Annotated in this window: 12 protein-coding genes; 7 read left to right on the top strand and 5 right to left on the bottom strand. The window is 36.2% G+C overall.

The annotated features are described in order from the left end of the window. Positions 1-17: 17 nt before the first annotated feature. From proS to KGI96_RS10660, 3 genes are all read left to right on the top strand, one after another. Complete coding sequence (gene proS, locus KGI96_RS10670) at positions 18-1,724, top strand: proline--tRNA ligase (RefSeq protein WP_211597385.1); 1,707 nt, start codon at positions 18-20, stop codon at positions 1,722-1,724. A 21-nt stretch (positions 1,725-1,745) separates the two neighbouring features. Beyond that, a complete protein-coding gene (locus tag KGI96_RS10665; RefSeq protein WP_211597384.1) occupies positions 1,746-2,471 on the top strand; it encodes a 1-acylglycerol-3-phosphate O-acyltransferase in 726 nt (241 codons plus the stop codon). 108 nt (positions 2,472-2,579) lie between these two features. Next, positions 2,580-3,758 (top strand): DUF2254 domain-containing protein, encoded by a 1,179-nt coding sequence (locus KGI96_RS10660; RefSeq protein ID WP_267873264.1) that lies wholly within the window; start codon positions 2,580-2,582, stop codon positions 3,756-3,758. Positions 3,759-3,968: 210 nt separating this feature from the next. Here the strand turns inward: KGI96_RS10660 and KGI96_RS10655 are convergent, their stop codons facing one another. Together KGI96_RS10655 and KGI96_RS10650 are read right to left on the bottom strand one after the other, a co-directional pair. Further along, a complete protein-coding gene (locus KGI96_RS10655; protein WP_229577178.1) occupies positions 3,969-5,261 on the bottom strand; it encodes an amino acid permease in 1,293 nt (430 codons plus the stop codon). A 99-nt stretch (positions 5,262-5,360) separates the two neighbouring features. Then, positions 5,361-6,500, bottom strand: a complete 1,140-nt coding sequence (locus KGI96_RS10650) for a trans-sulfuration enzyme family protein (RefSeq protein WP_211597382.1) — start codon at positions 6,498-6,500, stop codon at positions 5,361-5,363. A 175-nt stretch (positions 6,501-6,675) separates the two neighbouring features. On the opposite strand from KGI96_RS10650, the gene KGI96_RS10645 reads away from it, so the two are divergent. After that, the gene (locus KGI96_RS10645) at positions 6,676-7,137 is read left to right on the top strand and encodes an Lrp/AsnC family transcriptional regulator (RefSeq protein WP_211597381.1); all 462 of its coding nucleotides are present in this window, start codon (positions 6,676-6,678) and stop codon (positions 7,135-7,137) included. A gap of 127 nt (positions 7,138-7,264) precedes the next feature. On the opposite strand, the gene hslU is transcribed toward KGI96_RS10645, so the two are convergent. From hslU to KGI96_RS10630, 3 genes are all read right to left on the bottom strand, one after another. Then, entirely contained in the window at positions 7,265-8,593 is a 1,329-nt protein-coding gene (gene hslU, locus KGI96_RS10640; RefSeq protein ID WP_211597411.1) for an ATP-dependent protease ATPase subunit HslU, read from the bottom strand. A 6-nt stretch (positions 8,594-8,599) separates the two neighbouring features. Beyond that, a complete protein-coding gene (hslV, locus tag KGI96_RS10635) occupies positions 8,600-9,124 on the bottom strand; it encodes an ATP-dependent protease subunit HslV (protein ID WP_115316215.1) in 525 nt (174 codons plus the stop codon). A 103-nt stretch (positions 9,125-9,227) separates the two neighbouring features. Next, on the bottom strand, positions 9,228-9,836 hold the full coding sequence (locus KGI96_RS10630; RefSeq protein ID WP_211597380.1) for a YigZ family protein: 609 nt from the start codon (positions 9,834-9,836) through the stop codon (positions 9,228-9,230). Positions 9,837-10,070: 234 nt separating this feature from the next. On the opposite strand from KGI96_RS10630, the gene KGI96_RS10625 reads away from it, so the two are divergent. The 3 genes from KGI96_RS10625 (at position 10,071) to KGI96_RS10615 (ending at position 14,235) form a co-directional block, all read left to right on the top strand. Beyond that, positions 10,071-11,033, top strand: coding sequence for a TAXI family TRAP transporter solute-binding subunit (locus KGI96_RS10625; protein WP_211597379.1), 963 nt, complete (start codon positions 10,071-10,073; stop codon positions 11,031-11,033). 145 nt (positions 11,034-11,178) lie between these two features. After that, positions 11,179-13,791, top strand: coding sequence for a TRAP transporter permease (locus KGI96_RS10620; RefSeq protein WP_211597378.1), 2,613 nt, complete (start codon positions 11,179-11,181; stop codon positions 13,789-13,791). An 18-nt stretch (positions 13,792-13,809) separates the two neighbouring features. Further along, a complete protein-coding gene (locus tag KGI96_RS10615; RefSeq protein ID WP_211597377.1) occupies positions 13,810-14,235 on the top strand; it encodes a universal stress protein in 426 nt (141 codons plus the stop codon). Positions 14,236-14,318 lie beyond the last annotated feature (83 nt).

Below are 14,318 nucleotides of genomic sequence, written 5' to 3'. Positions count from 1 at the left end.
ATAGGAATAAAAAAATAATGCGTACAAGTCAATATTTACTATCTACATTAAAAGAAACCCCTAATGATGCACAGGTGGTAAGCCATCAATTAATGTTGCGAGCGGGAATGATCAGACCCCTAGCATCAGGACTTTATACTTGGTTACCAACAGGGTTACGTGTATTAAAAAAAGTAGAAAATATCGTGCGTGAAGAAATGAATAAATCTGCTGTTGAAGTGTCTATGCCAGTGGTTCAGCCTGCGGATTTATGGATTGAATCACAACGTTGGGATGACTACGGTCCAGAATTGTTACGTTTTGAAGATCGTGGAGCTCGTCCATTTGTATTAGGTCCAACTCACGAAGAAGTAATTACGGATTTGGTGCGTCGTGAAATTACTTCATATAAACAATTACCGTTAAATTTATACCAAATTCAAACTAAATTCCGTGATGAAGTGCGTCCACGTTTTGGGGTAATGCGTTCACGTGAATTTTTAATGAAAGACGCTTACTCTTTCCATACAACACCTGAGTGTTTACAAAATACTTATGAAGTAATGCACCAAACTTATTGCAATATTTTCAATCGTTTAGGCTTAGATTTCCGTCCTGTTCAAGCTGACACAGGGTCAATCGGTGGTAACGCATCACACGAATTCCAAGTATTAGCACAAAGTGGCGAAGACGATATCGTCTTCTCAACAGAATCTGATTACGCAGCCAATATCGAATTAGCAGAAGCAGTGGCTGTGGGCGAAAAACACGCCCCAACCAAAGAGATGGAATTGGTGGATACCCCAAATGCGAAAACCATTGCCGAAGTGGTAGAGCAATTTGATGTAGCGATTGAGAAAACCGTTAAAACCTTAGTAGTAAAAGGAGCAAGCGAAGATCAACCTTTAATCGCATTGGTGTTACGTGGTGATCACGACTTAAATGAAATCAAAGCCATTAAATTACCAGAAGTGGCTGAACCTTTTGAGTTTGCTGATGAAGCGAATATTAAAGCAAAAATTGGGGCTGGAGTGGGTTCATTAGGGGTTGTAAATATGCCAATTCCTGTGATTATTGACCGTAGCGTTGAGTTAATGAGCGATTTCACCACAGGGGCAAACATCGACGGTAAACACTATTTCAATGTGAACTGGGAACGTGATGTTGCTCTGCCAAAAGTAGCAGATTTGCGTAATGTGGTAGAAGGCGATCCAAGTCCAGACGGCAAAGGCACATTGTTGATTAAACGTGGTATTGAAGTAGGGCATATTTTCCAATTAGGCTCAAAATATTCAGAAGCAATGAATGCCACAGTTCAAGGCGAAGATGGTCGTCCACAAACCTTAATTATGGGCTGTTACGGTATCGGTGTTTCTCGTGTGGTTGCCGCAGCGATTGAGCAAAATCACGATGAGCGTGGCATTAAATGGTCAAATGTAATTGCACCTTTCACAGTAGCGATTGTACCAATGAATATGCACAAATCAGAAGAAGTAAAACAAGAAGCTGAAGCCCTTTATAAGCAATTAAAAGCATTGAATATTGATGTGATTTTTGATGATCGTAAAGAACGTCCTGGGGTAATGTTTGCGGATATGGAATTGATCGGTGTGCCACACACCATCGTGATTGGACAGCGTAGCCTTGAAAATGGTGAGCTTGAATATAAGAGCCGTCATACTGGTGAAAAACAGATGATCGCCAAAGATCAAATGGTCGCCTTTATTCAATCTCAACTTAGTTAATTGATAAAAAAGGACGAATTTATGCTCAAAATACTTAGAATTATCATTGTTGTTATTCTCGCTATTGGAATTTGTTTGATTGGCACAGTTTATTCATTATGCCGTTTTAAACATCCGAATAATGTGTGTTTTATCGTCAAAATGTTTGGCTGGTTACATCATTTTCTGGGTATTAAAGTGATTCTTCGTCCTAAAAAAGATTTTACCCAACACGCTATTTATATAGCCAATCATCAAAATAATTATGATATGGTAACGATTTCTGCAATGTTACAATCGAATACGGTTAGCGTTGGAAAAAGTAGCTTAATTTGGATTCCATTTTTTGGTTTAATGTATTGGAGTAGTGGTAATATTTTAATTCAGCGCGAAAATCATAATAGTGCAATTAAAACAATGAGCAAAGTAGCAAAAGTGATTAAAGAAAATAACATTTCTATTTGGATGTTTCCTGAAGGAACACGTAGCCGTGGGCGTGGTTTACTTCCGTTTAAACGTGGTGCTTTTCATACCGCTATCGCAGCAGGCGTACCTATTGTGCCTGTCGTATGTTCAAATACCCATAATAAAATAGACTTAAATCGTTGGGATAATGGTTACGTAATTTGTGAAACCTTAGAACCAATTGATACCGCTGGCTACTCTCGTGAAAATATCAAAGAACTAATTCAACTTTGTTACGATAGAATGGATGAAAAAATTAAAGTGCTTAATCAAGAAGTCGCAGAATTAGAATCAAAAGCTTAAATTATCGCTATATTTACACACCCTGAAAATCATAATAATTTTGAGGGTGTTTTTTATACGTTCAATTTAGAGTATGATAGGGTTTTCTAAAATAATTTTATAAATATTATGTACCGTTTTTTACTTTGGTTAAAGCAACCAAGCAATACATTATGGGTTAAGCCTACATTAGGGGCTTTATTGGCCCTAATCATTGCTTTCTCTTCTTATTGGATTGATCGTTGGTTACCTGCTCAAACTCTACCTAAAATTAATATAGATATTGTAGATGACTTATTAAATATTATTGCCTCCAGTATGCTAGCAGTAAGCACCTTCTCTCTTTCAATTATGATTGCTGCTTTTAGTTCCGTCGCCAGTAATGCCACACCTCGAGCAACAGAGTTAATTATTGCCGATGGTACTACTCGAACAGCAATTTCTAGTTTTCTTTCTGCGTTTATTTATGCAGTTATTGCTAAGATATTATTAGGACTCGGTATTTTTGGCACAAATGGGCTGTTTATTCTATTTGGTTGTATTGTTATTTTATTATTATATTTAGTGGTAGTTTTAATTCGTTGGGTACAAACTCTTTCAGGATTAGGGCGTTTAAAAAACACCTTAGATCGTATTCAACAAAAAGCCACTGAATCATTACGTGATTATCGTAATAATCCAAATTTAGGGACTGCCGCCAAAATTACTGAATTAAAACAAGTAAGATCAATTTATTCTCAAAAGATTGGTTATTTAATTAATATAAATCTTTCAGGCTTGCAGCACTGGGCTGAAGATAACGATTGCTATTTACATATTATGGTACGAGTAGGTGACTGGCTAATGCCAAATAAAGCAATGGTATTAGTGCAACGAAATCATTTTGAGGATATTGATTTTGATGAAATCAACCGTTTCTTTATTGTAGATTCACAACGTAAATTTGAACAAGATCCAAGTTTTGGTTTATCTGTTTTAAGTGAAGTTGCACAACGAGCCCTTTCTCCTGCAATCAATGACTCAGGTACAGCATTAACAGTATTAGCGACTCTTACACAATTATTGACTGAAAAACCAATCGAAAAAGATGACGATAGAGACTTTGATCGTTTAAGTATTGTTCCGTTAGATGAAGGGATTTTTATTCAAGAATCAATCCGCCCTATTGCACGGGATGGGGCGACCAATGTAAATATTGGTATTGCTATTTTGCAAGCACTTGCCACTATTTACCATCAAGCACCAACCGTTGAGCTTTCACTTGCTGCACAAAAAGAAGCAGAAAATACTTTACAACGTAGTATTTAAATACTGAATTTTGAAAATGATAAACATCTTATTAATGATCTCTATCAACAACTTTTTGGGTTTAAATTAAGCCAGTAAGCGGTCACATTTTAAGAGAAATTTACACAATTGAAAGAAAATAAAAGTTGCTTAACTCCTTATAAAATAAGACATTAAGCAACTTTTCTGATTATTTAAAATAGTGAAAAAATTTACTGCTAATCTCCAAAACTAAAGAAAAGCAAGAAATGGTGAAATACAAAGTAGTATTCCAGTAAAGATAATCACATTTGTTGCTAAGCCTTTATAGTGGTGTAAGTGTGGCATTTTATGTACAAGATATGCAGGGATTAAACAACCCACTAAACCAAAAATTGGACTACAAATTGAAGTAAAGTTTAGGATTGGGAAGTTGGTAACAATTGTTCCCCAGCAAATAAGAATGATAAACGCAACTACCAGTTTCTCAATTAATGGCTTGTTGATCTCTTCTTCTTTATATTTACGTAGTAACACATTCATTACAAGACCAACACACGCTTCTCTAAAGCCTAAGAATACCCCAAAGAAAGAGGTCACAATCGCAAAAATATTGATAACAATACCTGTAATGGTTGCCCAGCTACCTGGTATAAATTGTGCAATAATTGCTAATGATGAAATGTTTTGCTCTTTGGCACTGATTGCTTGCTCTTGGCTGATAGCCAAAGTAAATGAAACTGCATAGAAGAATACCACCACAAATAAAATCACAAACGAAATACGCATTGCTCGTGATGCTTTATAACGTGCGACTTCAATAGATTTTTCGTGTGATCGATAAGAAATCACCATTGGGCTTAATGACTGTAAGAATAAAATAGACGTTAGAGTAAATGGAAGGGTTATGATGGCATCTTTTATCATTGTTCCCCAGTTTCCAACGGCTGGAAGATTTGAGAGATCCCAACGTGATACAAGTAGCACACCCATTATCCCCACAAGAGATAATACCGTCACAGCCATAAATCCAGATAATTTAAAGAGTAATTTTTCTCCTTTCGATGCAATAAAAGAAAGTACACAAACTAATCCTAATCCATAGAATATATTATCACTTAACTTAGTTTCAGTAATACCAAAGGATTGCAAGTAAGAGGCACTGTCATTAGTGACGGCTAATGAATAAATTAACACCCAAATGACAAGCATAATAAAATAAAGAATACCTAACGCTATCCCCCAGTTTTTACCAAGGTAATCAGAGATAATTCGAGGGTAGTCAGTACATTTTTTTGATTCGGCAAGGGTATTTATAAAGAGATTTTGGAAGAGATATAAAGCAGGATAACCAATGATTGCGGAAAGTAGGAAAACCCATATTCCCATTATCCCAACTTGAACAGGAAGAAAGACAATTCCCGCCCCAATCGCCATTCCGATGCTCATTACTATCCAACCAACATCGACACTATCAAACTTAATGGCTTCTTGCCATTGCTGTCTGGTCATACCGGCTTTTTCATAGTTTTTTTGATTGCTCATATATTGCTCCTTATAGGATTTACATTTTAGTCTTGTGAAATTTTATTGAACATCTGTAAATATAGAAACAAAGGCTCAATTTACCACCTTACAAAAACACTAGATATGATCCAGTGCATTTTTGATATCATCAATCAGATCTTCTGGATCTTCAATACCGACGGATAAGCGAACCAATCCTGCTGTAATTCCTTGTTTTAATCTCTCTTCTTCAGGTACACTGGCATGTGACATTTTTGCAGGATAAGATAAAATAGATTCCACGCCTCCTAAACTCACTGCAACAATAGGATATTTTAAGGCTTCTGCAAATTTCTTCATATTTTCAATACTACCCAAATCAAAAGAAAGCACTGCCCCACCACTTGATGCTTGTTTTTTGTGAATTTCATAGCCTTCGTGACTTTCTAAACCGGGATAATACACTTTTTTAACTTTAGGATGGATTTCAAGAAGTTGAGCAATTTTTAATGCCGTTTGAGTACTTTTCTCCATTCGAATAGCCATCGTTTTGATACCTCGCATCACCAACCAACTTTCTTCAATACCCGGTAATCCGCCAAGCATAATTTGTTGTTTATGCAATTTTTCATAAAGTTCATCATCATTCACCGCTACTGCACCTAAAATGACATCGCTATGCCCATTTAAGAATTTAGTTGCACTTTGAATAACAATATCTACCCCCATTGTCAGTGGATTTTGATATTGTGGTGTCATAAATGTATTATCAATAGCGGTCAAAATATTATGCCTTTTTGCAATTTCAACCACACCTTGAATATCGGTAATTTTTAAAGTCGGATTAGATGGCGTTTCCATATAAAAGGCTTTGGTATTCGGTTTAATGGCATTTTCCCATTCAGCAAGATTCGTTTCATCAACAAAGCTCACTTCAATCCCAAAGCGTGGTAATGCCTCATTGACTAATTGAAATGTGCCGCCATAAACATCTTTACACATCACAATATGATCACCTTTTGAGAACATCAAAAGTACCGCAGAAATTGCCGCCACCCCAGACGCAAAAGCCACCGCATATTTGCCTTGTTCTAGGCTAGCGATGGCTTCTTCTAATGCAGAACGAGTTGGATTACCAAATCTTGAATACATATATTTCTGCATATTATCAATTTCTTTTTGATGAAAGGTTGATGCTTGGCAAATAGAAATGGATGATGCCCCTGTTTCAGGATCGAGCATATTATAGCCGTGTAAAACTTGTGTTCCAAATTTCATAAAACCACCTCTTTTTGTTTATTAATTATCACAATAGTTGTGATTATACTCTTGAAAAGTAAAAAAATTTTTCTCCATTTTTACTTGATTTCCATAAATTTTAAAATAAAATTCTAAAATATCTTATATAGAAAGAATATTTTTCTACAGCTAAACTTACTTACGAGGTAACAAAGTGTACAAACTTGATAAAATAGATAGACAAATTTTAAGACTATTGCAAAAAGATGCCTCTATTTCGATTACTGATTTAGCAGAAAAAGTCAATTTGACCACGACACCTTGCTGGCGACGAATTCATCGTCTTGAAGAACTTAAAATTATTAGTAATCGAGTTGTATTGGTAGATGCAAATAAAGTGGATTTAAGTCTTATTGGCTTTGTTCGGATTAAAACCAGTGATCATTCTGAGCAGTGGTATCACAAGTTCTCCAAAACAATTATAGACTTTCCTGAAGTCACGGCTTTTTATCGAATGGCTGGAGAATATGATTATTTAATGCAAGTACGAGTGAAAGATATTCACACCTTTGATATTTTTTATAAAAAATTAGTAAGAGAAGTAGAAGGCTTAACGGATGTCACTTCTACCTTTGCAATGGAAGAACTAAAATATACTTATGAATTACCGATTTAATAAGCGGTACGATTATTTTCATTTTTTGCAAATTTTTGATCAAATCTTACCGCTATATTTAGCCACTTAGTTCTATATAACGTAACGGACGGATAGTTTGCTAATGCCACCTCTACAACGTTTTAAACTATAAAATATAACGACTTAAATCTTCGTTCTCAACCACATCATCAAGCTCTTTGGCAACGAATTCTTGGTCAATCACAATTTTTTCGCCTGAGCGTTCGCTTGCATTGAAAGAAATGTTATCCATTAAACGCTCTAACACGGTATGCAAACGTCTTGCACCGATATTTTCGGTTTTTTCATTCACGTGGAATGCAGATTGTGCGATTCGGCTGATACCATCTTCGGTGAACTCAATTTCAACGCCTTCGGTTTTCATTAACTCTTTGTATTGTAAGGTTAATGATGCATTTGGTTCAGTTAAAATACGTTCAAAATCGTTTTGCGTTAAAGATTTTAATTCCACACGAATAGGTAAACGACCTTGTAATTCAGGTAGTAAATCAGAAGGGCGAGCCACTTGGAATGCACCTGAACAGATAAATAAAATATGATCCGTTTTTACAATGCCGTGTTTAGTGTTTACTGAGCTACCTTCAATGATTGGCAGTAAATCACGTTGCACCCCTTCACGAGAGACATCGCCACCGCTATGCTCCGATTTTTTACAAATCTTATCGATCTCATCAATAAACACGATACCGTGCTGTTCTACCGCTTCAATCGCTTGCTGTTTTAACTCTTCTGGATTAACTAATTTTGCCGCTTCTTCGTCAATTAACACTTTAAACGCGTCTTTGATTTTCATTTTGCGTTTTTTCTTTTTGCTTGGCGATACGCCTTCAAACAGGGATTGTAATTGCGATGTCATCTCTTCCATTCCCGGTGGTGTCATAATTTCTACACTCACTTGGGCGGCGATATCAATTTCAATCTCTTTGTCATCTAATTGACCTTCACGCAATTTTTTACGGAAAACTTGACGAGTTGAGGTGCTAGAGCTACTTTCTTCACTGTTACCCCATTGATCTTTGGCTGGTGGCAGTAATACATCTAAAATACGCTCTTCCGCTGCTTCTTCAGCACGGAAACGATTTTTTTCAATCGCTTGTTCACGCACTAATTTCATTGAAACATCAGCTAAATCACGAATAATCGCATCAACTTCCTTACCCACATAACCGACTTCGGTAAATTTGGTTGCTTCTACTTTCACAAAAGGCGCATTGGCTAATTTTGCTAAACGACGTGCAATTTCCGTTTTACCCACACCTGTTGGTCCAATCATTAAAATATTTTTTGGGGTGACTTCTTGGCGTAAATCTTCTGGCAACTGCATACGACGCCAGCGGTTACGCAATGCAATCGCTACGGCACGTTTTGCTTCGTTTTGCCCAATAATATGGGCATCTAATTCTGATACAATCTCACGAGGTGTCATTGACATAATCTGTTCCTATTTTTCAATTTCTTCAATAATATGGTTGCTGTTGCTGTAAATATCGATTTCGCCTGCCACTTTTAATGACTCTGCAACAATCTCTTTGGCTGATAACTCGCTGTTTCTTAACAATGCAAGGGCAGCGGATTTTGCATAATTACCGCCAGATCCAATCGCTAAGACATCGCTTTCTGGCTCAATCACATCGCCACTGCCTGAAACTAATAAAAATTCGCTTTCATTCGCAACAATCATCATCGCTTCTAAACGACGTAATGCACGATCTGAACGCCACTCTTTGGCTAATTCTACGGCGGATTTCACTAAATGTCCTTGATGAAGTTCTAATTTTCGCTCGAATAATTCACGCAAAATAAAAGCGTCTGCCGTTGAGCCTGCAAACCCTGTGATCACTTTATCTTGATACATTTTACGCACTTTTCTTACTGTGCCTTTTTCTACACAGTTACCGAGCGTAGCTTGACCATCGCCCCCCATTGCTACTTTGCCATCACGACGTACACATACAATAGTTGTCATTGTTATTCCTTATTTTCTTAAAAATCTTTTTATTAGATTGTGATTAAATTTAAGATTTCAAGGGTAAGAATCAATTTTGTAAATTTTAATCAGAAAGTAACCGCTATTCCATCTCAATTAAGTTTAATTGACCAGAAAATCGTTCGGTAATGGCTTGTTGAATTTCATCAAATTCAGTAGGGTTAAGACCTAATTCTATAACAACTTTATCGCTAAATTGTTGGTCATAAATTTCAATATCCATTGTGCTAAGCAGGTTTTGTAGTGAGTTAAATTGATCGTATTCACATTGTAAGCGGTATGATTTTCTTAAAACTTTGCGAATTTTTTCTACTTGCTTTAAGGCTTGCTGTACACCGTTTCCATAAGCTCGCACTAATCCACCTGTCCCTAATTTTATGCCACCAAAATAACGAACAATAACAACACTGACTTCCCCCATTCCACTGCCTAACAGATGATTTAACATTGGTTTTCCAGCCGTGCCTTGTGGTTCACCATCGTCAGTAAAACCATATTGTTGACTATCTGTCGGTGAACCAGCCACAGCCGCCCAACAGTGATGTCGTGCATCAGGATAAGTGGTTCGCATTTCGGTTAAAAAAGCCTTAGCTTCTTCAATACCTTCTGTATGACGAATATAGGTAATAAAGCGACTTTTTTTAATTTCTTCTTCAAAAACAACTTCAAATTTGGGTATATAATATTCCATTTGAGCCTAAAAATATTTCTTTAAAAAATGTTCATTTTTGTGATCATAGCCTAATTTTTGATAATTATCGACGCATTTAACGGTTATTTTTACTGTTTTACTTGCAAAATAAATATTTTTTTAGTATACCTTTAAATATTGTATTTTTGTAACAAACAGAAAGTGACAATGTAAAGAGATAATGTGAAATAATAATGCAACATTATTTTAAACAAAAAAACAGAGGAAAATTTAATGAAAAAATTACTAAAAATTTCTTTAGTAGCAGGACTAGCGATGAGTGCAATTTCTGTTCAAGCTGATGAAAAATTTGTGACTATCGGAACAGGTGGTCAAACAGGTGTTTATTATGTAGTCGGTCAGTCGGTATGTAAATTAGTAAACCGTACCACGGCAAAAACAAATGTAAAATGTAATGCACCATCAACTGGCGGTTCTGTGGCAAACTTAAATGCCATTGCAGGTAATCAAATGCAAATGGGGATTGCTCAATCAGATTGGCAATTCCACGCTTATAATGGTACAAGTTCTTTCAAAGGTAAAAAGAACGATAAATTACGTGCTGTATTCTCAATCCATCCAGAACCATTTACGGTAATGGCTCGTGATGATTCAGGTGTTCAATCATTTGATGATCTTAAAAATAAACGTGTAAATGTAGGAGACCCAGGTAGTGGTACTCGTGCAACAATGAAAGTTGTTTTAGATGCCAAAGGTTGGACAGAAAAAGAATTTAAAGTCGCATCAGAATTAAAAGCGTCAGAAATGGCTTCTGTAATGTGTGATAACAACTTAGATGCGATCACTTATAATGTTGGACACCCAAATGGTGCATTAAAAGAAGCGGCAGCATCTTGTGATGCACATTTAGTACCTGTTACAGGTAAAGCAATTGATAAACTAATTGCTGATAATGCTTACTATGCGAAAGCAACTATTCCAGGTGGATTATATAAAGGTTCTGATAAACCAGTAGATACTTTTGGTGTATATGCAACTTTAGTCACTTCAACAGATGTTGATGCAGACAGTGTTTATGCCGTAGTTAAAGCGGTGTTTGATAACTTTGACCGCTTTAAGCGTTTACACCCAGCATTTGCAAACTTGAAAGAGCAAGATATGATTAAAAATGCTCTTTCAGCGCCTCTTCACGAAGGTGCGGTACGCTATTATAAAGAGCGTGGTTGGTTAAAATAATTCAATTATTTGTTTTATTAAATCATAATTGAGAGTAAAATTCTCATTATCTGAAAATTTCACAAATTTTCTTTGCCCTCAATCTTTAACCAGATTGAGGGTACTCATTTCCCCTTATAACTTGATTTTTACGAGAAAGCATTTTATGTCTGAAATAAATAAAGTAGATTATGACGATCTGCAAGATATGGTAGCATCTAATGATGCTGGTGGTCGTAATCCTTATGGATTTACTAAAAAACTGATTATTGTAACTGCTATTTTATGGTCGGTATTCCAACTTTATTATAGCTCACCTCTGGCTTATACCTTACAGGAGATGGTAAGGGCAGCAGGAATTGATATAAACGTAGTTATTGATGACACCAAAGCACGCTCAATTCACCTTTCTTTTGCACTATTCTTAGGATTTTTAACCTTTCCTGCTTTTGCTACTTCGCCAAAACACAAGGTACCTTTAATTGATTGGACTTTTGCAATTGTCGGTGCATTTTTAGCATCTTATTATCTTTTCTTTTATGAAGGATTAGTCACTCGTTTTGGTGCACCTAATTTACAGGATATTATCGCGGGTTGTATGGGGATTATTTTACTGCTTGAAGCAACTCGCCGTACTTTAGGGCTGCCTTTAGTAATTATTGCTGCAGGCTTTCTACTTTATAACTATTTTGGGCAATTTTTCCCAAGTAGCTGGATTGTCAGCCATCGTACAGGTACGCTTTCCCATATTATTAATCAGCAATGGATAACGCCAGAAGGAGTATTTGGTGTTGCGTTAGGCGTATCGACTAAATATGTTTTCTTATTTGTATTATTTGGTGCATTGCTTGATAAAGCGGGGGCTGGAAACTATTTTATTAAAACTGCTTTTGCATACTTAGGGCATTTGCGTGGCGGTCCAGCAAAAGCGGCAGTCGTTGCATCGGGATTAACAGGGTTAATTTCAGGATCTTCAATTGCAAACGTAGTAACTACTGGAACATTTACTATTCCAATGATGAAACGAGTCGGTTTTTCATCAGAAAAAGCAGGTGCTGTGGAAGTTGCCTCCTCTGTAAATGGTCAAATTATGCCACCTGTAATGGGTGCGGCTGCATTTTTAATGATTGAATATGTTAATATGCCATACAGTGAATTGATTACTCACGCTTTCTTGCCTGCATTAATTTCGTATATCGCATTAGTTTATATTGTTCATTTAGAAGCGTGTAAACTTAATTTAACTGGACTTCAAAGAACGGATCCTGCTCGTCCATTATTCGTTGCCATTATACGAGTATTAGCAACATTCTTGAGTGTTTGTATTCTTTATTTTGCCGTTAAATTTGGATTAGGTTGGATAAAAGAAATTGCACCAAATTCTGCCTTTATGATTATAATGGTATTATTAACCCTCGCTTATTTAGGATTAATTTACCGAGTTGCACAATTCCCAGAATTAGAAATTGATGATCCGACTTCTAAAATTGTGAAACTGCCATCAGTTAAACCGACCGTAAATTCAGGGTTACACTTTTTACTGCCAGTAGTCGTATTAATCTGGTGTTTAATGATTGAACGCTTATCACCAGGATTATCTGCATTTTGGGGAACATTAGTACTTAGCTTTATTCTTGTGACTCAAAGAACATTATTAAACTTCTTCAGAAAAGAAGTATTTAACCCACTGTCTTTAAAATTAGGCGTAAAAGATCTCATTGATGGTTTAGAAACTGGAGCCAGAAATATGATCGGTATTGGCATTGCCACAGCAACAGCAGGTATTATCGTAGGTGTTGTATCGTTAACTGGTTTTGGGGTACAACTTTCTGGCATCATTGAAGCTCTTTCAATGGGTAGCGTGTTAATTATGCTGGTTCTTGTTGCTGTCTTTAGTTTAATTTTAGGAATGGGATTACCAACTACGGCAAATTATGTCGTGGTATCCTCACTTATGGCGACGGTTATCGTAGAAGTGGGTCGTCAAAATGGCTTAATCGTACCTTTAATTGCGGTACATTTATTTGTGTTCTATTTTGGAATTATGGCAGATGTCACGCCACCTGTTGGACTGGCTTCCTTTGCAGCAGCGGCAGTTTCAGGAGGAAATCCGATTAAAACAGGGTTGGTTGCATTTTTCTATAGCTTAAGAACCGCCATTTTACCGTTCTTATTTATCTTTAATACTGATTTATTATTAATTAATGTAGGTTGGGCTAAAGGTATACTGGTCTTTATTATATCTACCACCGCAATATTACTCTTTACAGCCGCCACAATGAATTTCTTTATTACAAAAAACAAGAAATGGGAAACAGTGGCGTTAATTCTATCTGCATTTATCTTATTTCGCCCAGCACTATTTATGGAGCAAATTTCACCAAGTACAAAAACAATTGAAGCAACTCAGTTTGTACAACAGCTTGAAAACGCATCAGCAGGTGAAAAAATAACACTACAAATTGCAGGGGTTAACCCTTATGGTAAACCAATAGAATTTTTCTCAGAATTGGACATTCCTGATGTAAACGGACAAACTCGTCTTAAAGCCTTAGGATTAGAATTGTTAGAGCAAGAAAATAAAGTGATTGTGGATATGGTTGATGTTGGCTCACCGGCAGAAAAAGCTGGGTTAAGCTGGGATCAAGTTATTTTAAGCGTAAAATTACCACAAGCTTCACTACCAAAAGAACTAATGTTTATTCCAGCATTATTACTCGCTTTATTTGTGGGCTGGAACCAACGACGTCGTAGAAAAAACGCAGTAGCAACAAACTAAAGTAATCAAGGATTAACTATGTATAATAAAATTTTAATTGTTATTGATCTTGGCGATATAGAAAAAGCGTCAGAAATGGTAAAAACTGCACAAGATCTCACCGCTCATAACCCAAATGCTATTTATCGAGTGGCAACCGTGATAGAACCATTTGATGGAAGTTTTATCTCTTCTTTTTTACCACAAGGGTTTGATAAATCAGTAATCTCAGAAGCGAATAAAATGCTACATGAATTTACAAAACAACATTTTCCGGAAGGCACAAAAGTGCAACATATTGTTGCTCACGGCACGATTCACGAAGAAGTTAATCGAATTGCTCACGATAAAAGTATTGATTTAATCATTATGTTAGCTAAGAAAAAAAGAACCTCTAAAGGATTAAGCTCTGATACTGTAAAAGTGGCACGTTATAGTGAAAAGCCGATGTTGTTATTACGTTAATCTACTTGCTTTCGAAAGCTGAAAAAGTTATTACTAACTGCGTTCATCTTACAATTATTAGTAAAACAAAACCGCTTGTGTTA

This window comes from Phocoenobacter atlanticus subsp. cyclopteri, assembly GCF_018343795.1.
Taxonomy (GTDB): domain Bacteria; phylum Pseudomonadota; class Gammaproteobacteria; order Enterobacterales; family Pasteurellaceae; genus Phocoenobacter; species Phocoenobacter atlanticus.
This window is presented reverse-complemented; position numbering and strand designations above follow the sequence as displayed.

Coding starts and splice junctions, on each gene's coding strand:
- KGI96_RS10655 (WP_229577178.1), bottom strand. CDS start 5,261: ATGAGCAATCAAAAAAACTATGAAAAAGCCGGTATGACCAGACAGCAA.
- KGI96_RS10660 (WP_267873264.1), top strand. CDS start 2,580: ATGTACCGTTTTTTACTTTGGTTAAAGCAACCAAGCAATACATTATGG.
- KGI96_RS10650 (WP_211597382.1), bottom strand. CDS start 6,500: ATGAAATTTGGAACACAAGTTTTACACGGCTATAATATGCTCGATCCT.
- KGI96_RS10620 (WP_211597378.1), top strand. CDS start 11,179: ATGTCTGAAATAAATAAAGTAGATTATGACGATCTGCAAGATATGGTA.
- KGI96_RS10665 (WP_211597384.1), top strand. CDS start 1,746: ATGCTCAAAATACTTAGAATTATCATTGTTGTTATTCTCGCTATTGGA.
- hslV (WP_115316215.1), bottom strand. CDS start 9,124: ATGACAACTATTGTATGTGTACGTCGTGATGGCAAAGTAGCAATGGGG.
- KGI96_RS10630 (WP_211597380.1), bottom strand. CDS start 9,836: ATGGAATATTATATACCCAAATTTGAAGTTGTTTTTGAAGAAGAAATT.
- KGI96_RS10615 (WP_211597377.1), top strand. CDS start 13,810: ATGTATAATAAAATTTTAATTGTTATTGATCTTGGCGATATAGAAAAA.
- KGI96_RS10625 (WP_211597379.1), top strand. CDS start 10,071: ATGAAAAAATTACTAAAAATTTCTTTAGTAGCAGGACTAGCGATGAGT.
- proS (WP_211597385.1), top strand. CDS start 18: ATGCGTACAAGTCAATATTTACTATCTACATTAAAAGAAACCCCTAAT.